Annotated in this window: 20 protein-coding genes; 9 read left to right on the top strand and 11 right to left on the bottom strand. The window is 50.3% G+C overall.

Going from position 1 to position 18,654, the window contains the following annotated elements; translation table 11 throughout:
* The first annotated feature begins 5 nt into the window (after positions 1-5).
* The gene (locus tag EKM70_RS01455; RefSeq protein WP_125544579.1) at positions 6-623 is read left to right on the top strand and encodes a sugar O-acetyltransferase; all 618 of its coding nucleotides are present in this window, start codon (positions 6-8) and stop codon (positions 621-623) included.
* A 53-nt stretch (positions 624-676) separates the two neighbouring features.
* Entirely contained in the window at positions 677-1,015 is a 339-nt protein-coding gene (locus EKM70_RS01450) for a hypothetical protein (RefSeq protein ID WP_125544577.1), read from the top strand.
* Between the two features lie 119 nt (positions 1,016-1,134).
* Here the strand turns inward: EKM70_RS01450 and EKM70_RS01445 are convergent, their stop codons facing one another.
* From EKM70_RS01445 to EKM70_RS01435, 3 genes are all read right to left on the bottom strand, one after another.
* Positions 1,135-1,503 carry a hypothetical protein gene (locus tag EKM70_RS01445; protein ID WP_125544575.1) on the bottom strand — a complete coding sequence of 123 codons (369 nt, stop codon included), beginning with the start codon at positions 1,501-1,503 and terminating at the stop codon, positions 1,135-1,137.
* Between the two features lie 127 nt (positions 1,504-1,630).
* The gene (locus tag EKM70_RS01440) at positions 1,631-1,951 is read right to left on the bottom strand and encodes a thioredoxin family protein (protein ID WP_125544573.1); all 321 of its coding nucleotides are present in this window, start codon (positions 1,949-1,951) and stop codon (positions 1,631-1,633) included.
* Between the two features lie 158 nt (positions 1,952-2,109).
* Complete coding sequence (locus tag EKM70_RS01435) at positions 2,110-3,504, bottom strand: subtype B tannase (protein ID WP_125544571.1); 1,395 nt, start codon at positions 3,502-3,504, stop codon at positions 2,110-2,112.
* A 241-nt stretch (positions 3,505-3,745) separates the two neighbouring features.
* Here EKM70_RS01435 and EKM70_RS01430 point away from each other — a divergent pair, with 241 nt between their 5' ends.
* Positions 3,746-5,191 carry an APC family permease gene (locus EKM70_RS01430; protein ID WP_125544569.1) on the top strand — a complete coding sequence of 482 codons (1,446 nt, stop codon included), beginning with the start codon at positions 3,746-3,748 and terminating at the stop codon, positions 5,189-5,191.
* A gap of 187 nt (positions 5,192-5,378) precedes the next feature.
* Here the strand turns inward: EKM70_RS01430 and EKM70_RS01425 are convergent, their stop codons facing one another.
* Positions 5,379-6,656 (bottom strand): type II restriction enzyme, encoded by a 1,278-nt coding sequence (locus EKM70_RS01425; RefSeq protein ID WP_125544567.1) that lies wholly within the window; start codon positions 6,654-6,656, stop codon positions 5,379-5,381.
* Between the two features lie 154 nt (positions 6,657-6,810).
* Here EKM70_RS01425 and EKM70_RS01420 point away from each other — a divergent pair, with 154 nt between their 5' ends.
* Positions 6,811-7,758, top strand: coding sequence for a DNA adenine methylase (locus EKM70_RS01420; protein WP_164506292.1), 948 nt, complete (start codon positions 6,811-6,813; stop codon positions 7,756-7,758).
* A 16-nt stretch (positions 7,759-7,774) separates the two neighbouring features.
* Positions 7,775-8,116, top strand: a complete 342-nt coding sequence (locus EKM70_RS01415) for an iron chaperone (RefSeq protein ID WP_125544563.1) — start codon at positions 7,775-7,777, stop codon at positions 8,114-8,116.
* A gap of 605 nt (positions 8,117-8,721) precedes the next feature.
* Here EKM70_RS01415 and EKM70_RS01410 read toward each other — a convergent pair.
* The 3 genes from EKM70_RS01410 to tnpA all read right to left on the bottom strand — a co-directional run bounded on the left by EKM70_RS01410 (position 8,722) and on the right by tnpA (position 10,677).
* Positions 8,722-9,372, bottom strand: a complete 651-nt coding sequence (locus tag EKM70_RS01410; RefSeq protein ID WP_125544561.1) for an MIP/aquaporin family protein — start codon at positions 9,370-9,372, stop codon at positions 8,722-8,724.
* A gap of 175 nt (positions 9,373-9,547) precedes the next feature.
* Positions 9,548-10,186 (bottom strand): pyroglutamyl-peptidase I, encoded by a 639-nt coding sequence (pcp, locus tag EKM70_RS01405; protein WP_125544559.1) that lies wholly within the window; start codon positions 10,184-10,186, stop codon positions 9,548-9,550.
* Positions 10,187-10,257: 71 nt separating this feature from the next.
* On the bottom strand, positions 10,258-10,677 hold the full coding sequence (gene tnpA / locus EKM70_RS01400; protein ID WP_125544557.1) for an IS200/IS605 family transposase: 420 nt from the start codon (positions 10,675-10,677) through the stop codon (positions 10,258-10,260).
* 95 nt (positions 10,678-10,772) lie between these two features.
* On the opposite strand from tnpA, the gene EKM70_RS01395 reads away from it, so the two are divergent.
* The 3 genes from EKM70_RS01395 (at position 10,773) to EKM70_RS01385 (ending at position 14,687) form a co-directional block, all read left to right on the top strand.
* A complete protein-coding gene (locus tag EKM70_RS01395) occupies positions 10,773-12,026 on the top strand; it encodes an RNA-guided endonuclease InsQ/TnpB family protein (protein WP_125544556.1) in 1,254 nt (417 codons plus the stop codon).
* Between the two features lie 359 nt (positions 12,027-12,385).
* Positions 12,386-12,700, top strand: coding sequence for a winged helix-turn-helix transcriptional regulator (locus EKM70_RS01390; protein ID WP_125544554.1), 315 nt, complete (start codon positions 12,386-12,388; stop codon positions 12,698-12,700).
* 229 nt (positions 12,701-12,929) lie between these two features.
* Complete coding sequence (locus EKM70_RS01385; RefSeq protein ID WP_125544552.1) at positions 12,930-14,687, top strand: phosphatase PAP2 family protein; 1,758 nt, start codon at positions 12,930-12,932, stop codon at positions 14,685-14,687.
* 79 nt (positions 14,688-14,766) lie between these two features.
* Here the strand turns inward: EKM70_RS01385 and EKM70_RS01380 are convergent, their stop codons facing one another.
* The 4 genes from EKM70_RS01380 to EKM70_RS01365 form a co-directional block, all read right to left on the bottom strand.
* Positions 14,767-16,536 (bottom strand): ABC transporter ATP-binding protein, encoded by a 1,770-nt coding sequence (locus EKM70_RS01380; RefSeq protein ID WP_125544550.1) that lies wholly within the window; start codon positions 16,534-16,536, stop codon positions 14,767-14,769.
* Positions 16,537-16,561: 25 nt separating this feature from the next.
* On the bottom strand, positions 16,562-17,080 hold the full coding sequence (locus EKM70_RS01375; protein ID WP_125544549.1) for a MarR family winged helix-turn-helix transcriptional regulator: 519 nt from the start codon (positions 17,078-17,080) through the stop codon (positions 16,562-16,564).
* A 402-nt stretch (positions 17,081-17,482) separates the two neighbouring features.
* Positions 17,483-17,734, bottom strand: a complete 252-nt coding sequence (locus tag EKM70_RS01370) for a type II toxin-antitoxin system Phd/YefM family antitoxin (RefSeq protein ID WP_164506291.1) — start codon at positions 17,732-17,734, stop codon at positions 17,483-17,485.
* A gap of 112 nt (positions 17,735-17,846) precedes the next feature.
* Positions 17,847-18,203, bottom strand: a complete 357-nt coding sequence (locus EKM70_RS01365) for a VOC family protein (RefSeq protein WP_125544545.1) — start codon at positions 18,201-18,203, stop codon at positions 17,847-17,849.
* Between the two features lie 317 nt (positions 18,204-18,520).
* On the opposite strand from EKM70_RS01365, the gene EKM70_RS11625 reads away from it, so the two are divergent.
* A partial coding sequence (locus EKM70_RS11625; protein ID WP_164506290.1) for a helix-turn-helix domain-containing protein occupies positions 18,521-18,654 on the top strand: 134 nt, incomplete at its 3' end.

The following is an 18,654-nucleotide window of genomic DNA, read 5'->3' as shown; positions in this document are numbered from 1 at the left end:
TTGCCATGACTGAAGAAGAAAAGATGTTGGCCGGCAAGCTCTACGACCCGACTGACGCCCAACTAACCGCACGGCTTCACTACGCGCATCACTTATCCCAGGAGTACAGCCAAACCTTTGATGACGAATCCGATAAACGGGAAGCCATTCTGGAAAAACTACTCCCTAATCGGAAACCTGGCATGTACTTGCAAGGACCAATCTTCTTCGACTACGGGTGTTACACCACCTTTGGCGAGAACTTCTATGCCAACGCTAATTTTACGGTGCTGGACTGCGGTCCCGTCACTATCGGTAATAGCTGCTGGTTCGGTCCTAATGTCACCCTGGTCACCCCGATGCATCCCCTTCGCTACCAAGATCGCAACGCTCGCTACCGGAAAGATGGTAGCAAATACAACCTTGAGTACGACCGGCCAATCACCATTGGCGACAACTGCTGGTTTGGTAGTAACGTGACCGTGATCGGCGGCGTAACCATCGGGAGTGGCTGTGTCATCGGTGCCGGTAGCGTTGTCACCAAGGATATTCCGGACAACTCGCTTGCCGTCGGGAATCCGTGCCACGTCTTGCGGACCATTACTGAGGAAGACGCAATCAATTTTCATCAGGAACTTCTCTAGGGACGAGTATGTGTTGTGTTATCATAAGAGCATCGGAAAGGGAGATGCGCAGCATGACTCATCGTTCTAAAAAATGGCTGAAATGGTTCTTGCCACCACTTGTCTTGCTTCTATTGCTTCTCACGTTTACGCCATTTGCTCCCAGTAATGCCGTTAGGCTGTGCATTCTTGAGAATGGCCATCCCTTTGCGGCGCTGTTGTCCGGTCCCAGTAAGCTCTCTAAATCGGAAATTAAGAATTACAGTGGGAGTAAACGGCAACAGCACTATCAAATCAATGTGCCTTTCTCTACAGCTAGCGCGGACGTCGATGTGCTAGTCGTCCGTAAGGTTGCTAAGAATCATTTCTATAATAAGTACCTTGCGACGCCTTCCTATGCGCTTGGACCATAAACTGAGGCCCTAAAATTAGAGATAAAACCGAATATTTTGTGCCATAAATTGAACCCCCAAAGTTGGATTTTCCGTCCAACCTTGAGGGTTCAATTTTTTTGCCTATAAAGTCAGCTAGGCTAACGATGCCGCCACCAAAGCCGATACCCACCCCAAACAATCAGTCCTAAATCCAGCATCATCAAAATCGCCCAGAGCCAAAGGAAATCTGCCATCAGTGGGGAACGCTGTGTCTGCCAAAGGTCGATGGCCATCCCAATCACGAGACAGCCATTGATGGCCAGCCCCCACTCCCTGGTCCGACGGTGTTTAGCCAAAGCCGTGAACCCAATCACCACCAGAATGGTAGCGACGAGCCACAGGTCTCGTGGCCGCCACGTCAATTCCAAATCAAGATCCGTGGTGGTTGGCATCATCGACATCAACCACAGAAAATACAGACTCGTGAGCGCACTCAACATCGGCACATAACGGTAGAGCTTCTGCATGGCCCTCACCTCCCGTTTTGACTTCACCCGTACTGTAGGACGGTTAGAACTGAAAGGTAAACAAAAGCGGCTCGATTTACCCCCAATGGTAATTCGAGCCGCTTTACTGTCTTCATATTCATTGCTTTTAAGCCAAGGCTTCCTTCAAGGCGGCCTCAAATAGTGGCTTTGGTCGGGCCCCGACTAAGCGATTGATGACTTGGCCGTCCTTCTTGATTAAGAAGGTTGGAATTCCCTGAACCTGAAACTGACTGGCAATCTGCTTGTCATGGTCGATGTTGATCGAAGTGAACGTCACCTGATCCTTGAAGTCTTCACTCTCGGAAAGCTTCTGTAAGATAGGATCCATCATCTTACAAGGCGGACACCAGTCGGCGCGAAAGTCGACCACGGTGACCCCAGTATTCGTTTCTTTTTCAAAGTCCTGGTCGTGGATTTCCTTAATCATGCTCATTCTCCTCTAGACTCCCCATAGGGATTATTTAGGGTCGCCACCCTCGGCTAAGAGCGAATCCAACCCTGTGTTGAATTCATAAAAAATTTCAGTGGCGACCTTTGATGTTCTCAATATACCCCCATAGGTATAACAAAGCAACCTTTTTGTTCTTATTGACAGATGCTATCGATCCAATCGAAGAGCTCTGACAGGTCGTAATCCCCGTCGTGTGGGCGTCCCCACGGGAATGCTAGGTCAACATCTCGACCTTGATTTTTAAGTAAAGTCGCCAGAATAAAGGGAATCGCAAATGAGGTCTCTCGGTCGGAGGCCCCATGCCGAATCCGCCAATGTTGGGCAACCTGACTTTGGTTGGTCTGTAAATAACTCACCGGATTGACCGCGGCAACGAGATCCGGATCGGCCTGTCGCGCCACTACGGTGCTGTGCTTCTGAGCAAGCAACGTAAAGTGTCTGGCCGCAAACAAACGGCTCCCAAACAGACTGGTCTCCGGACTACTGAGGTCCAAAGCGTCAAACGCCGGAACTGATTTCTCTCGCGTAAGCCCCCCGAGGTATTGTGACCAATCTAACTGTGTCACATGCCCTGCTTCAATCGTCAGCCCGCGTTGGGTAGTCACGTCATTCCCGGCATCTAAGACCTGCTGAGCCGACCACTTGAGTTCATTGATAATGGCTTGTTGGAAGGACCCCTGTCCCTGCTCATTTAACGTCAGCGGGGCTTTCTGGTCGTTCTGTAAGTGAAGCGAATTGACATAAGCTGGAAAAGTGGCCTTCAACTGGGCCGATAATGCCTGTTCCTTGGCGGTAAGCTTGCCGGCTACCGGCGTCACCTGCATGCGATCTCCTACTCGCGTGAACTGCTGGCTGTGCCAGGTGTTCAGGCCGTTGAACTGCCATTCATAGGCCGCATCGGCATGCTCCAAATCAGCAATTGGGCAGTAGGCTGACACGGCAAAAATATCATCGGTAGCCGGGGCCGCGCCTACTTCCGCCAAAGGGGTCGCAAAAAAGTCGGCATTGCCGCTGGCCCCCGCTAACGCCGAGGTGGCCCCACCCGCACTGGTTCCGTTAGTAATAATCTTTTCGGTATCACCGGGAATCCAGCCGGCATTGAATTTCACGTAACGAATGGCGGCCTTCAGATCCACAATAAAGGCCGGAGCCTTGCCAACGAATTCGCCCCCATTCTGCGTCGTTCGCCCACGAACACCGGCGGAAACCACGACATATCCACGTGCTAACGCCTGGATAATCGTTGCACCGCGGCTAAATGGCGCCGAATTGCCTGGAAAATCCCGGGGTCCCGGTAAGTAGCCCCCCACGGTATTGGGCATGAAGATGGGGGCCGTGACTCGACTGTAGCCGTTAACCCGACCCTGATTAAAGTATTGCTCCGGCACAAAGACATTGAGTCGCTGCTCCTCCGCGACAGGCATCATCAGATAGTCCAGATCTAAAAAAGCCCGGTATGTGACCCGTCGACCACTCACCACCACCGTTTGGCGTTCAAATTTCTTTTCGTTAAACCGCAAGGGCGTCATTGCCACTCCTCCATTTCACAACTCTTTTCCCTAACCATAGTGGAAATACTGAGCCAGGGCAATCATTTTGATGGGCCATCTTTACCGACTGTTTTTGATGTTGCCCCTGAATGGTTCGTCCCCTAATCGCTTGTGAATTTTCAGAGTCACTTTCGTTGTTGCAAGCGCTATCATTCAGTAGAATGGGAACCATAATTTCACAAGTCTTCGAAAATCTATTCAATGAAAGTGAGCCATCATCATGCAGAATTTAACCCGCCATATTTCATTCCCGCGGCTCCTGATTCTGGGAGCCTCAAGTGTCATCGGAAGTAGCTGGATTTATACCAATGGCATCTTCTTCTCTAAATACGGGGCTGGGGGCGAAATCTTTGGCTTCGTTCTGGCCATGGCAATCACCGTCCTGGCCTCGCTGGCCTTCGCCGAGCTCTCCTCAATCTTTCCTCGGAGTGGCGGGCCCGTCGTCTACAGCTACCTGGCCTTTGGTAAACGCTGGGGCTTCGCAACCGGTTGGGCCATTCTCGGAGCTTACCTGAGTGCCCTATCGTTCTACGTCACCGCCAGTAGCATGCTCCTGGCCACCATCTGGCCGCAGATCAGCCAAGGCCCGGGCTACACAATTGCCGGGGCCCACGTCTCGCTGATGGAACTCGCAATTGGCGTCGCCTTCACCCTTTTTATCTTCGCCCTCAATATCCGGGGAACCCGCCTCACCGCTGGCGTTCAAGCCGTGTTGTTCGGCGGTCTTGTCATCTTGGGTGGCGCCCTCATCGTGACCGGCTTCTCCCAAGGGAGTCCGAAGAACTTCTGGCCAGCCTTCGCCACCGGCAGTGACCCCCTGTTAAATATCGTGCGCTTCGTGCTCCCCGCCATGACCTTCTTAACCGGTTGGGAAGTCGTCACCATCTTGGCAGAAGAGGCTGACATGCCACCAGCTAAGATTGGGAAAGCTGTGGTTGGCGCCATCATCCTCGCCGCCAGCTACTATATCATCGTCCTCCTTGCCAGTGCCTGGGTTTACCCGTGGCAGAAGACGGCAACCTTCGATATGGGGTCGATTACGGCCTTTACGAAGGCTGGCTTCCCACTGCTGGGTCAAGCCGCCTTCCTCATTGCCTTTCTGGGACTCTTTACCAGCTTCATCGGCCTCTTTACCGCGGCTCCCCGGCTGATTCTGTCATTGGCCCGAGCCGGTCTCTTACCACCACGATTCGCCCGGCTAAGTGAGAAGCACGGAACACCCCTCAACGCTACGATTCTGGTGCTCCTCTTTGCCATCGGTTTCGGGTGGTTGGGGAAGGGGGCCATGACCTACTTCCTCGACCTCGGGGGCTTCTTCGTAGCCATGGCTTGGGCTATCACGGCGATGTCACTGTGGCGTATCCGCCGTGACTACCCCGACCTCAACGGTGGCTTTCGTCTACATCGCCTGTGGCCCAGCATGCTCGGTGGCTTCCTCGCGGTGGTTATTGCCATTGGGACCCTGTATCCCAAGTCTCCGGTCGCGTTAGCCTGGCCAACGGAATACATCATGTTGGCCGTCTGGATTGGCCTGGGCTTGCTCTTCTATTGGCTAGGTCGATCGGAGCATCAGGACAACGACACCGCCTTGCATCACCTGCTAGGTGACAAGGAATATCAGCGATTGGCAGAAGTTAAGCGACCAGATAAAAAGGAACACGACTAACTCTTTGCCAAATATATATAACTGCATAATCCTAAACATTGTAATCTAAAATTTTAGTAGACCATACAAAAATCGGTAGACGCTGACAATTACTAGCCAACGTCTACCGATTTTTCTGCTGGATCTATATAGAAAAGACTACTTCGAGCTGGCGTAATCCTTGGCAGCCGCAGTCGAACAAGCTAATCTACTGTAAAATGCTCAGAACCCATTCCATCCAAGCCCGCACGGTACTGACGCGCCGATTGATCGTGGTGGCATTGAGATCGGGGATATTGGCTTGCATCACTCGGCGAATCTCGTCCAGATCCAACCGTTGGTCATTGGCCATCGTGGCTTCAAAGATCAGTTTAAACGTGCGATGCGCCAACAATTGTTTCAAGAGCAACTGGTTTCGCTGATCACCGTTGGGCAACGTCCGGACGTGCTGACCAAGCTCAGTTAACGTGAACTGATGGGCAACTTTCGTGGCCAGTCCCAAGTACACGAGGGCATTTCCATAATAATCCCCCTGCCGCGCATTTAATCCTAATTCAGCGGCTAACTCTGGGCCAGTCAGGGGTGCCTCAAGGCTTGCTAGACTGCCCAAGACCCGACTAAAACTGTTAGCTTGCGGATAAATGCCTTGCTCCGGTAAATTAGGACTCTGGGCCGCAATCTCTAGCGCCACCGCCACCGGCGTCCCCCAGGTTGTATTCAGGACAAAGTTCACCTGGCGTACCTCATGGATACTCGAGTAGTTCATGGGATCCGTGAATTCATAAATATGAAAGGCATAGATCTGATCCACATAAGTAAAGTAGATCGGAACGACCGTCTTACCTGTTTGTAAGCTCTGATAGAGTCGATAAGGATAATACAACTGGCGAATCATGAAGTCTTGTGGCAACTTGCGTTTGGCTTCAATGACCGCTAGTTTATCCTGATTCTCGTAACCGGCATCAATTTCCACCTGACTGTTGGCGACCGCAAAATCGAACTGCTGACCCTTAGTTGTCGCGATCTGATAGGTCAAATGACCACTTTTAACTCGTCCCGTCAGGGTGTCCACCGCCGCCGGATCACCCGGCTGACGGTCCAGAACGTCATCGATCATCCCCGACGCCTGGGCCACATTCAACGCCATACTCTCTGAGGTGATCGGAAAGTGGTCAAATGAATGAACGAAATTAGGCAACTGTTTCAAAATTGGCCGCAACTCCCGATGGACCAAAGGTTGGTAGGCCTTGAACGGACCAATCTTGTAAGTTCCCCGACTGTCTGGCAGAATGGCCAGCTTATGGGCCTGAAAAATCTGGGGTAAACTGCTCGACCAGTCATACTTGGTGACCAACCGTGGTTCATAGAATTCCTTGATCTGATTGGCCGTAATTTCAAAGATGCCGTCACGTTCGATGGCCGCCAAGATATCGTACTTGGCAAATAATTGTTCCCAGACACGGTCGCGAATGTTTTCCTTGGCCATTGTGGTCCTTCCCCTCCGAAGTTAAGTTAGGTCTATTTTACCAAATCACCTGCTGGCCGCGCGCCTTTTACAGAAATAGTATTGGTCTTTTAGAGTCGTTTTCTTTATACTTGAGACAATATGCTTCAAGACAGTTATGGAAGGACCTGACCACATGGCCGAAAAAATCGAAAATCCAATTCAAATCACGCCAATTATCAAGTGGGCGGGCGGTAAGAAACGCCTAGCACCCACCATCGAGGCCCTCACCACCCAACAGGTCGCCTTCGAAAATATCGACACCTACGTCGAACCCTTTGCTGGGGGCGCCGCCTTCTTTCTCTACTTGGCCACGCGCTATCGCTTCAAGCATCAGGTTATCATGGACGTCAACGCGGAGCTTATCAACCTCTACACTCAAGTCAGAGACCACCTGGCAGACCTCATCACCGAACTTGAGACGCTGGAGACGGCCTATAACGCACTCCCTGAAGACGACGACTTTATCGCCAAAAAGGCCTACTTCTATGACATGCGGACGACCTTCAACAATGGCATTACCAAGTCGGTAACGGACGAGACTGTCACCGAGATTCCCACGCCGGTTCGTCAAGCCGCGCTGTTCGTCTTTCTCAACAAGACCGACTTTAACGGTCTCTACCGGGTCAACGCCAAAGGTACCTTCAACGTGCCCTTTGGCCGACGGGAGACCGTCTCATTGGTCAACAAGACCAACCTACAAAATTTCAGCAATCTCTTACAGAATACGACAATTCTACAAGGCGATTACCATCAGTCCCAGCAATTTGCCGGCGACCGCACCTTCTTCTACTTTGATCCGCCTTATCGGCCCCTCACGGATTCGGCTAGCTTCACCAGTTACACCAAATCCAGCTTCAACGATGATGCCCAGGTGGCCCTGGCCGACTTCACCCACGTGTTAGCCGCGGCTGGCACTCACTTTGCCCTCAGTAACTCGGATCCCCACCAGAGCGATCCGACCGATGATTTCTTCGATACCCTTTATCAAGATTTCACGATCAATCGTCTCACGGCGGCCCGCATGATTTCAGCGCGCAGTAAGGGCCGCGGCAACGTTTCCGAACTGCTGATTGTTCACTAATACTGGAGGACTACGTATGACCCTCATTACCGATTATATTGACCAGGCACCGACCGAGACACAGCCACAACTCACGGCGATGTATCAGTTGTTGAAAGGACTCTTGCCCGATGCCACCGAAAAGTTCAGTTACGGCATGCCAGCATTTGCCCTGAAGAAGCCTGTGGTTTACTTTTCGGCAATGAAACACCATCTGGGATTCTATCCCACGCCGGGACCTATTGAGGCGTTTGAAGACGATCTGCTGGGCCACTACAAGTATTCCAAAGGCGCGGTACAATTCGCCTACGACCAGCCACTTCCGGTCGACCTTATTACGAAAATGGTGAAATTCCGATTGGGAGAAATTAAGGGATAAACATTCAAGACAAACTTTGTATTGAAATTGATCGCCTACGGCTGTCAGGAATTCCGCCTGCTGTGGGGACGCTTCAGCCCTTTGGGCTTCTCGCTCGATTTGAAGCCTCGTCAGAAACACGAGTCTTCAAAGTCGCCCAGAATGTAAGGCCGAGACAAACCACTCGGTCTAACATTCTCACCACGGCCGGCTCCACCCCTGGCCTCCTCCGGCTAAGACTGTCGGTTTAATACAACATAACGCAACCATTCTCAAAACATTAAAAAGTGTCGAACAACTATCTCTAAGGTAATTGTTCGACACTTTTCATTTGTTAGCTAAACTTCAAATTGATCATAATTGCGAAACCCAATAACTGAATGACACCTATCAAAACTAAACGCTAATGTCAGCCGCAGGGCTGGTGAAAATGAGCCCAGCCGTGGGAGTTCCCTTAGTGACGGCCTGTGTCGCTTAGGGAACTGCTAGGTTTGAGACTCGTCAGAGGCTCGAACCTAAGCGTGGAGACCGCTCTTTGGCTCCGCGCGTGCGCCCACAGCGTTCCGGCCTCATTTTCACCAGCCCGGAGGCGCTGCCAACGACCTAATCAACAGTTCAGAAGTAGTTTAGTCTTCGCTACCCATTAACCGAGCTGCAAAGGCTGCCAGAATAGCGCCAACTTCGGGTGCGACAATGTAGAGCCACAGGTGTGACAAGGCGCTCCCACCGGCAAAGATGGCTGGACCAAATGACCGTGCTGGGTTCAAGGAACCACCAGTCAGGTTCAAGGCCACAATGATCAGAAAAGCCAAGGTAATCCCAATCGTCAAGCCGGCAAAGTCGCCATTACCATGACGGTCGCTGGTAACATTTAAGATCACCATCAAGAAGAGGAACGTGACCAAAGTCTCGACAACGAAGGCTAACCCCGTCGAGATCTTTGGAAAGTCCGTCTGTCCCAATTGTGTCGTTGCTAAACCCAAGCCGCCGACGAAGAGTCGGATGCAAGCTGAAGCCACCGTCGCCCCTAAGAACTGAGCAACGATGTAACCCGCGGCATCACGGCCGTCAATCCGGCGATTAATCAACATAGCTGTCGTAACGGCTGGGTTGAAGTGACCACCCGAGATACCACCGAAAGCATAAGCCGAGATCGTAATCGCTAACCCGAAGGCCAACCCAATTGTCAGGGTGTTCCCGGCGGCCACTGTCACGGCCCCGGTTCCCAAGAACACCAACATGAAGGTGCCCATAAATTCTGCTGCATATTTTTGCATCATAAGTCCTCCCATCAATTTCACTATTATACGAATCCTATTATAGAATAATCCGACACGTATGGGACTAATTATGATGAAATTTATAAACAGACTGTGGCGCCTTTTCAGGTAAAATGCCCGTCAAATCAGGACTTGTTAACCCTGACTAATTTTGATAAAGTTCACTCACTGTCTAAGCAGGAGCGTCTGACTGGCTCTCAACGGGGGGGACAGTGACGATCGCGGTAATCGCCGCCGTGATTCCCTTGACATCGTCGGCCAAGGACAACGACGGCTGACCAGGCTTGGCGACCACCTGACTAGGCAAGAATGGAATATGAAGAAAACCGGCCCGTAACTCCGGAAATTCCGTCGCCCGCAAATACTGAACCCGATACATCAGGTCGTTGCAGACGTAGGTTCCCGCAGTCGTCGAGAGCTGAGACGGAATCCCTGCCGCTCGAATGGCTTGAACCATGGCCTTCACCGGTAATTGCGTGAAATAGGCCGGAGCTCCAGTCGGTTCAATCGGTTCATCTGTCGGCTGGTAACCCGCATTGTCGGCGATGCGGCCATCAACGAGGTTGATCGCCACACGTTCCGGTGTGAGGCCGAAGCGGCCGCCAGCCTGACCAACACTGAGCACCACATCGGGATGTTCGGTTTCGATAGCCGATCGCACAACTGTTGCACAACGCTTAAACTCGGTTGGTACTACCAATGGCACGACCCGAGCACCAGCGATCGTGGCCGGCAAACGTTTGACTGCTTCCATCGCTGGATTAGTGGTCTCCCCACCAAAGGGATCAAAACCTGTCACTAAAATTTTCATAATCCCAACCTCCTCGACTTTAATATAAACTAGGCAGAATTCCCTTGATTTCAAACAAGGGAATTCTGCCACTAGGCCTTTCGCTGATTAGTAATATAGTTTTCTACGATTTTCTTACTCATATCACCAAGGGTACTCATAAAGTAACTAGGAGCCCAAAGATGTCCGCCCCAGAATTTCTGAGCCTTTATTTCTGGATGTAATTCAAAGAACAAGCGAGCTGAGCCGCCCTTAAAGGCTTTGACAATGTTGGTTGGGGCATACTTGGGCTTAAAGCTTAGTAGTAAATGGATATGGTCAGGCATGACTTCCATTTTCTCAATGGTCACTTCGTTTAGTTGGGCTATTTTTGTTAAAATGTTGCTCATTTCAGCGACTAACTTGGGTGTTGTAAAGGCTTCATGCCGGTATTTAGTGACCCAGACCAAGTGAAAATGAAAGTTATAAACATAACCCCGTTCGTGAATTGCTCCGCCAATGTCCTTGCTCATACGAACCCTCCATAAGTATTATTATAAGCCGCTTTGTGATAGATAAAGTATACTCATATGATATGCTACTATCAAGCAAGAGGAGGTGGCAGCTTATGGCGAAAACAATGGCGCAATTACCTTATCATTATGGGGTTAAGGTCAGAGTTTTCCCTTCAACCGAACAAAAACGGCTGATTAAGCGTAACAGTGACGCTAGTCGGTTTATTTATAATCAGATGAACGGTATGAACAATGACTTGTTCTGGTTAAAGCAAGTGAAGATCCCAATTACAATTGTCTTGGATCGAATCGCTGATCTAACTGAACGTCTAAAGAGGCCATCAACTGCTATCTCCAATATTCATGGTTGGCTCAATCATCCGGACTTTGATAGCTTGATGAAAGCCAATGCTATTAAAAATTATAGGACTGCCTGGAAACTATTTCACCAGGTCCATCAAGCGGGAACTCCTAAATTTCATAAACGTGGTTATACGCAGACTTATCAAACGTCGTGTCTTTACAGTGCCAAAGTGACAGGACCGACCATGAGTAATGGAAGCGTAAGACTAACTGATACCCACCACCTACAACTGCCCAAGCTGGGGCGTCTTCGTTTCAAGGGGCTACCAGCGGAAATTCTAAAACGCGCCAACGACATTAGAATTGGGACCACGACAGTTTCAATGGATGCCGTCGGCCATTACTTTGTATCCCTGCAGATTGGGTCAGAATGCCCCTTCGTTGGCAAACAACCAACGATTGAATCTAAGGTCGGTATTGATTTGAATCTTGATAATTTTCTGACAGACTCCAATGGACAGGTTATTGATAACCCGCGTTACTACCGGACGATTAGAGGAAAACTAGCTAAGGCTCAACGAAAGCTGTCACGGCGGGCTAGACGAGCTAAGAAGAGCCAACGACGCTTATTGGAATCAAAGAATTATCAAAAACAACGGATACTGGTGGCTAGATTACAACTTAAGGTCGCCAATCAACGCCAAAACTTCCTGCACCAGGTCTCTACGGCCTTAATCAAAAACCACGATTTAGTCGTAGCTGAAGAACTGCGGAGTAAGAATATGCTACGGAACCATGCCCTGGCAATGAGCATCTCGGATGTTGGTTGGCGAACACTATTGGCCATGCTGTCCTACAAAGCTAGGTTATACGGCCGAAAATTTTTGACGATCAATCCTCGAAATACGACGCAAACTTGTAGTCATTGTGGACACATCATGGCTGGGAAGAATAAGTTGACGTTGGCTGACCGTAAGTGGACGTGTCCTAACTGCGGCACATTTCATATGCGTGATCATAACGCAGCTAAAAATATATTAGCTAAGGGTTTAGCAACACTGTAAAAATTGAGTCCGTCTGGCAACCTGCGGACCTAAAAGGCTTTGGTAATTAGCGGGTAAGTCCTATTCGTAGGCTAGCGCTGTATCTAAGCAAATTGTGGTCGCCATGCCGTGGGGTGTGGTTCTCACAAGCGTCCGTTTTTAAACGGGCGTGGTTGACAATTAGGTTTATTATACGCCAATTTCAAACCTAGCTGACGTTATCATCTGCTCAGCCGCCATTCACTGGCGTTACGAAAATGGAACGTATCTGGACAGCGTGCCTACCACGTGATATGATGAATCTCTTTGAAACTCGACTGCACACGTCTCATTTCCTAACACTTAATCACTCTAACCGATAGAAAGGCGGCACTTAACTTATGCCCTTAACGCAACTCAATCTTGGCTCCGAACTCGGCGTCGAAATTTTACATCACCGTTGGTACGCCCTGGTCCTCTACCAACTTACCGAAGACCCCACTGAATTCACGGACCTGCGCCAATCAATCCGCGGAATTTCCACGTTTAATCTCTTTACGACCCTCCACAAACTGGAAGACTGGGGCCTCGTCGACGCCTTCGAGGACGACGATTACAGCTACCAGCTCAGCGACAACGGGATCATGTTTCACCGCATTCTCCACGACTTCGAATCTTGGGGAAATCATGAACTGACTAACAATTTAGCTATCTAACTATTTGGAGCCTTCTTGAGAAAGCTCTTTTTTATTACAATCATTATGAAAACGGCGCCCTTATTAGCTTTTTAATGATGAATATTGAGAAATAAAACGGAACGTAATAGTTTCGTATGGATTCGGTATTGCTTTGCCTAAGCCTGCTGACAAGGAGATTAAACTCCCTTATGATAGTCATGTAACAGCTATGAAAACGCACCTCAACTTTGAAAGGTAGGTTATTTTCATGAAAAACAGACATCGTCACTGGGCCCGTAAAGCGGCCACGGCACTCTCCTTAGTTGCCGTCACCTTACCCCTGGTGACCACCGTAACTACGGCACACGCCAGTCACAAGACTAAGCAACCCGACCTCGCCAAGCTCATTGCACCGCATAAGGCTGGCTACGGTTACTTCGTCGACAAATATCAACAAAACACCGGTGACTTCACGACGCCCACAACGAACCCCGTGATCGGCCTGGTCGACGAATTCTCTACATATTGGACTCACAATCAGGAACCTCTCAATAAGCCCTTACTCGACCTCAACATTGAAAAGTCCGCAGCGATTACCCGTAATCGGACCGCGGTTGATGCCGAACGGTCATTTCTGACCGACCAACGGGATAACCGTTATGCTGTCATCCAAGCCCTTGGCCCCTACGCACCAGCATTCATCCGCAATGCCAACGCGCAAACCGAAACGGATTCGATGCCGAGTGAGTCCCTTCCCGTTGGCTTCAAGAAGAAGCACGTTGAATGGGCTTCTGCAACGTCGACATTGGGTCCCGTCGTTCAACTGGTGAACCTCACCAAGCAGATGCCTTACTCCGGAACCAACACCGTCAAGCACTACTATGAGTTTGTCCGACCATACCGGATCAGCCCTTCAGTCTTGCCACTTCCAGCATTAAAGAATAGCATGGCAACCGCTGCTAAGGACTCCTATGACTTCCCAAGTGGTCACACCACCGGTGGCTTCGAAAGTGGCCTATCCCTGGCCTACGCCTTCCCAGAACGATTCCAAGAACTCGCAACCCGTTCTTCTGAAGTGGGTTACGACCGCGTTATTGCCGGCCGACACTCACCACTCGCCGTCATGGGTGGCCGAATGGTCGGTTCAGCCATGACCGCCGCGACACTTTACGACCACAACAACCAATCCCTCATGAAGGATGCCTTGGCAGTGGCCCACTCAAGTGCTTTATTGGGCAGTAAGGACACTTCCGTCCACGACGATTACGGCGACTACGAAACTAACCGGGCCGCTTACCGCTACCGAATGACTTACGGCTTCAACCAAACGGGTGACACCCATCAAGAAATGCGCGTTCCTAAGGGTGCTGAAGCCCTGCTGGGCAGTCGTCTCCCTTACTTGAGCGCCAACCAACGTCGGGCCGTCATCTTCACGACAGGGATGCCTTCTGGCTACCCTGTGATGGACGACGCCGAAGGTTGGGGGCGGATCGACCTCTTCTCCGCAGCCAACGGTTACGGTGCCTTCCTCACCAACACCAAGGTCACCATGGACGCCAAAAAAGGTGGCTTCAATGCCAAGGACAACTGGCGTAACAAGATCACCGGTACCGGTAAATTCACCAAGGCCGGGACTGGTGCCCTGACACTGAGTGGCGCCAACCGCTATACTGGTGGGACTGTCGTTCAAGGCGGGACACTTCAACTCGCTAACAAGTCTGCTTTGGGGACTGGTAACGTTCAACTCAAGAAGGGGACAATCACCCTTTCCGCCAAGACGGTTGCCGTCAAAGGTCGATTCGAAACTGCCAAGGCTGGTAAGCTGACGATGAGTCGTGCCGGTCATCTGACGGTTAAGAAGAACGCCAAATTCAACGGTACCCTGAAGTTAACTAAGGGTGACCTGAAGAAGGGTGCCAAATTAATCACCTACAAGCAACACAGTGGCAAGTTCCGTCACGTTTCCGGCCTGCCTAAGGGTTGGCACGTCGTTTACACGAAACACGCACTTAAATTAGCTAAGTAATCTCAACTACTAGAAAGGGCTGGAATCAATTACTGATTCCAGCCCTTTTGGCGTTCTTATGAGAATGTGAGAACAACACTTATTCCTTGAATTGAATCTTGACGTAGTCCCGGTACAAGGGCAGTTTGTCCATCAATTCTCGATGAGTCCCGTTGCCACTGACATGACCATTTTCGATGAAGTAAATGTTGTCGGCATCTACGATAGTGCTCAGGCGGTGCGCAATAATCAAGGTCGTCCGCCCCTTCATCAATTCACCGAGTGCCTGCTGAACCATGGCTTCGGACTCGGAATCCAGGCTGGCCGTGGCTTCATCCAAGAGGAGAATCTTAGGATCGCGTAGAAAGGCCCGCGCAATCGCCAAGCGTTGGCGTTGACCCCCACTGACCTTGACCCCACGTTCACCGACCTGCGTATCCAGACCGGCAGACATCTTACGAACAAAGTCATCGGCAGAGGCCAATTTCAAAACCTGCCACAGCTCATCGTCTGAGTAGCTCCGGTCGGCCCCATAGGTCAGGTTGTGACGAATCGTTCCCGCCATAATCGCGGAATCTTGGCTCACGTAACCAATCTGGGAACGCCAATCGCTGAGGTTAAAGTCGTTAACGTTCTCGCCGCCAATGGTCACTCGGCCATTCTGTGGGCGATAGTAACGTTCGATAAGTCCGAAGATCGTGGACTTACCCCCGCCAGAAGGTCCAGCAAAAGCCACCACCGTATTCGGTTCTGCGGTGAAGTTCACGTCATGGAGGACCGGCTGTCCGTCATCGTCATAGGCAAAATCCACGTGTTCCATGGCTAAGGCTTGATCGGTAACGGATTGGGTTGGCCCTTGTGCCAACAACTCTTCGGGTTCGGCCAATAATTCACGAACGCGGGCCGTTGAGCCACTAGCCTTCGCGGTATCGGTAAAGAACCGTGCCAACGTCCCCGCGGGTCCAATGATTTGGAACAGGTACATCAGAAATGAGAACATCATGCCGAGACTCATGGTACCGGCAGAGACCCGCACGGCCGCGTAAGCCAAGACCCCCACGAAGACGGCCAGCATGCTCGCAGTCATGGCTGGGCCGGCAATTGAATCGTAGATGGCTTCCTTGAGGCCAATCTGATACAGGTCCTGAATCTGAGCTGAACCCGTTTGCGTCTCGTAATGTTCGGCGTTAGACGATTTCACTAAGCGAATCTCACTCAACGTTTCGTCGGTCTGCCCGCTGAAGGTGGCCATGGCATCTTGCCGTTGCCGACCAATCTTCCGGGACTTAATCATGATTGGAAACATGACTAACATCACCAGTGGTACCGCGACAAACATGATCATCGTCATTCGCCAGTCCATCAGGAGCATGATGACCAGCGCCCCTGCCAATTGCAGTAGCGAGGTAACCATCTGGGGAAATGAGTTGGCCAGGAGATTTTTGATCTGCATGGTGTCGTTGACCAGCCGAGAAGTCATCTCACCCGTCTTCACGTTATCAAAGTAACTCACCCGCAGTCGAATTAACTTCTGCCACAAGGTTTCCCGTAAACGGGCTACCACATTTTCACCGAAGAATCCCAGTAGGGCTCCCGAGCCGGCACTGACCAATGCACTGACAATAAATAAGGCGATAACCGTCATCAACAGCGGCTGGTTTAGCGCCTGTCCTAACCCGTTAATTAGGGACTGTGCTAACTTCGGGACGGCCAGTTGGGCCCCCGTCGCCAGCATCCCCAGGAATAGACCGCCCCACAACTGCCAATACTTGGGTTTCGTTTGGCGGATCAAAGCTAGGAAACCCTTAAAATCAAATTTTTCGGCGGGCCGTTTCTCGGCGGTCCGGGGTGTTGCTAATCTGTGTTCCATCTCTTATGCCTCCGGTGTTTCAAAGTTAGAAGCGCGGACGGCCCATCCCATGGTGGGGCCAGCCGTGTCCGCGTTGCATGAAGTCATCCCAATCCAGGTCAGCGATCTGGTGATTTAACTTCGTTAGTAGGTCTTCAAGTTGGGTCTGTTCAGCCGCCGTTAAGCCACCAAATAATTGATCAGCCACCTGATTGCTACGTTCGTCGTATTGCACAAATAAATCACGCCCACGGTCACTCAAGCGCACGATGACCGCCCGCTTATCCGTATCACTCGGCACTCGCTCAACGAATCCGGCGTCCACCAACCGACTGATCGTTGCACTGACTGAACTAGGGCGAATGTCCAAGATCTCGGCAATTTCCGCATTAGTTAGGCCATCCGGTGATTGGGCTAAAATCTTTAGCAAACGTCCCTGACCACGATGTCCCCCCCGACCACCGGGGCCACCCATTCCGGGATGTGGGCCGACCGCCATTAGGAACATACGGTTAGTCATCAGTTTTCCAAAGCTCTGAAGCAAATCACGACTTTCGTCTGTCATATAAAATTCCTCCTTGTTTACTTGTTGGGATAAGATTAGCACCTTAGTTAGCTTTTGTAAACTAAAGCTAACTAAAAACTAATTATTTGTTCTATTTCAACTGACGAAGACGTGCGTAAGCCCCTTGATTGACACGGCTTTTCAGCGTTAAAATTATTTTAAAAAGGAACGACCTAGACGCCTATTTAACCATTCAGCAGACCAAAAAGCTCGTAAAGTCTCACCAACCTAAATTTCCCCGATACTCTTACTAACGAAATTCACCGGGCTTTTTTCGCATAAAATCGACAATTAAACAAAAAAATCGACTAGACCCCCTAAAAGGATCTAGCCGATATCTATTTCCAAAAGTTTAATCTAAGCTGCTTGGGATACAACGCCAGTCGCCAAACTCTTAGTCAGTCAGCCATGCGTTCTGCGCCACTTGAGATTATCATGCTGTTCCGTAGCGGCGACTTGGGTCGTCACTGGCGAAGCACTATTCGAGACCGATTGGGAACGTTTAGAGGCACCGTCCCAGCCATCCAATTGTACCATCACACACTTTGCGGAACCATTCTTAGTAAATACGAGCGGTTGACCATCCATTAATGTATTGATCAACTGTTGAAACCGATCGTGTAGACTCATTGTGGGTCTCGAAATTCTCATCATGTTGCATCGCCACCTTTTGGGTCACTATACCACAGACCACCCCTGATGGAAAGCGAATTCAGGATTTTTTTACCACCCATTTCAAATTGGGTCGTTGAGCCGCGTAACCTCGCTATTTTGCTTGACCAACCGCGAAGTAATTTCCTTCGGGATCACGGAAATTAAAGGCGCGTGTCCCATTGTCATCAACAATGTCACCAGCCGTGGTCAGACGATCATGCAGAGCCTCAAAATCCTGGGTGAAAAACATCAACGAAGGCGTATTCCCTAAGACTTCCGGTGAGTACTGCCGAATAAAGGCCTTGCTGAAAAATGACAACTCCGCCCCCGGTGCAATAGTGATAACGATGTTATTGGACTCGTCAGACAGGACATTCACTTCAACTACCGTTGCCCCGAGGTTATCTTGCCACCACTGGGCCGTCTCTTCCACATCATCGACATACAACATTGTCCGCATCTTTTCCATCGTCGTCACCCCATAATTTAGTTGTTATCCACATCCTACCACGCTACTTAATTAAAGCAATTCAAAATTTAGCTGGCTATTCTGTTAAATGTCGCGTATGATAGGCAATGCAGGTTTGCACCTGCCCAGTTGCTCTGTACATTCCAGATGCATCCTATGGATCAACTGGTTGCTCTCATCTCGGATTGATGAGGGCATTTTTTGTGTGACGAATTTACAATTGAAGTGCAACGTTAATAGAACATAAAAGAAGACTCATAGCCTGAGCCCTTGTAAAATGGAATCACCACAACACCATTACAAGGAGGACTCAGACTATGAGCCTGTATCATCATCTTACCTTAAAAGAACGAGAAATCATACTGACAGGTTTAACTTTAAAATACTCCCTTCGGCTTATTGCTAAGAAAGTAGGATGCTCTAAGGCAACTGTATCACGAGAAATTAGACG

This window comes from Levilactobacillus lindianensis (assembly GCF_003946095.1).
Lineage (GTDB): Bacteria > Bacillota > Bacilli > Lactobacillales > Lactobacillaceae > Levilactobacillus > Levilactobacillus lindianensis.
This window is presented reverse-complemented; position numbering and strand designations above follow the sequence as displayed.

Bases quoted from the DNA above. Each gene is read 5' to 3' on its own strand.
- EKM70_RS01435 (WP_125544571.1), bottom strand. From the start codon at position 3,504: ATGACGCCCTTGCGGTTTAACGAAAAGAAATTTGAACGCCAAACGGTG.
- EKM70_RS01450 (WP_125544577.1), top strand. From the start codon at position 677: ATGACTCATCGTTCTAAAAAATGGCTGAAATGGTTCTTGCCACCACTT.
- tnpA (WP_125544557.1), bottom strand. From the start codon at position 10,677: ATGAGCAAGGACATTGGCGGAGCAATTCACGAACGGGGTTATGTTTAT.
- EKM70_RS01380 (WP_125544550.1), bottom strand. From the start codon at position 16,536: ATGGAACACAGATTAGCAACACCCCGGACCGCCGAGAAACGGCCCGCC.
- EKM70_RS01365 (WP_125544545.1), bottom strand. From the start codon at position 18,203: ATGGAAAAGATGCGGACAATGTTGTATGTCGATGATGTGGAAGAGACG.
- EKM70_RS01455 (WP_125544579.1), top strand. From the start codon at position 6: ATGACTGAAGAAGAAAAGATGTTGGCCGGCAAGCTCTACGACCCGACT.
- EKM70_RS01395 (WP_125544556.1), top strand. From the start codon at position 10,773: ATGGCGAAAACAATGGCGCAATTACCTTATCATTATGGGGTTAAGGTC.
- EKM70_RS01375 (WP_125544549.1), bottom strand. From the start codon at position 17,080: ATGACAGACGAAAGTCGTGATTTGCTTCAGAGCTTTGGAAAACTGATG.
- EKM70_RS01370 (WP_164506291.1), bottom strand. From the start codon at position 17,734: ATGATGAGAATTTCGAGACCCACAATGAGTCTACACGATCGGTTTCAA.
- EKM70_RS01415 (WP_125544563.1), top strand. From the start codon at position 7,775: ATGACCCTCATTACCGATTATATTGACCAGGCACCGACCGAGACACAG.
- pcp (WP_125544559.1), bottom strand. From the start codon at position 10,186: ATGAAAATTTTAGTGACAGGTTTTGATCCCTTTGGTGGGGAGACCACT.
- EKM70_RS01390 (WP_125544554.1), top strand. From the start codon at position 12,386: ATGCCCTTAACGCAACTCAATCTTGGCTCCGAACTCGGCGTCGAAATT.
- EKM70_RS01445 (WP_125544575.1), bottom strand. From the start codon at position 1,503: ATGCAGAAGCTCTACCGTTATGTGCCGATGTTGAGTGCGCTCACGAGT.
- EKM70_RS01430 (WP_125544569.1), top strand. From the start codon at position 3,746: ATGCAGAATTTAACCCGCCATATTTCATTCCCGCGGCTCCTGATTCTG.
- EKM70_RS01385 (WP_125544552.1), top strand. From the start codon at position 12,930: ATGAAAAACAGACATCGTCACTGGGCCCGTAAAGCGGCCACGGCACTC.
- EKM70_RS01440 (WP_125544573.1), bottom strand. From the start codon at position 1,951: ATGATTAAGGAAATCCACGACCAGGACTTTGAAAAAGAAACGAATACT.
- EKM70_RS01425 (WP_125544567.1), bottom strand. From the start codon at position 6,656: ATGGCCAAGGAAAACATTCGCGACCGTGTCTGGGAACAATTATTTGCC.
- EKM70_RS01410 (WP_125544561.1), bottom strand. From the start codon at position 9,372: ATGCAAAAATATGCAGCAGAATTTATGGGCACCTTCATGTTGGTGTTC.
- EKM70_RS01420 (WP_164506292.1), top strand. From the start codon at position 6,811: ATGGCCGAAAAAATCGAAAATCCAATTCAAATCACGCCAATTATCAAG.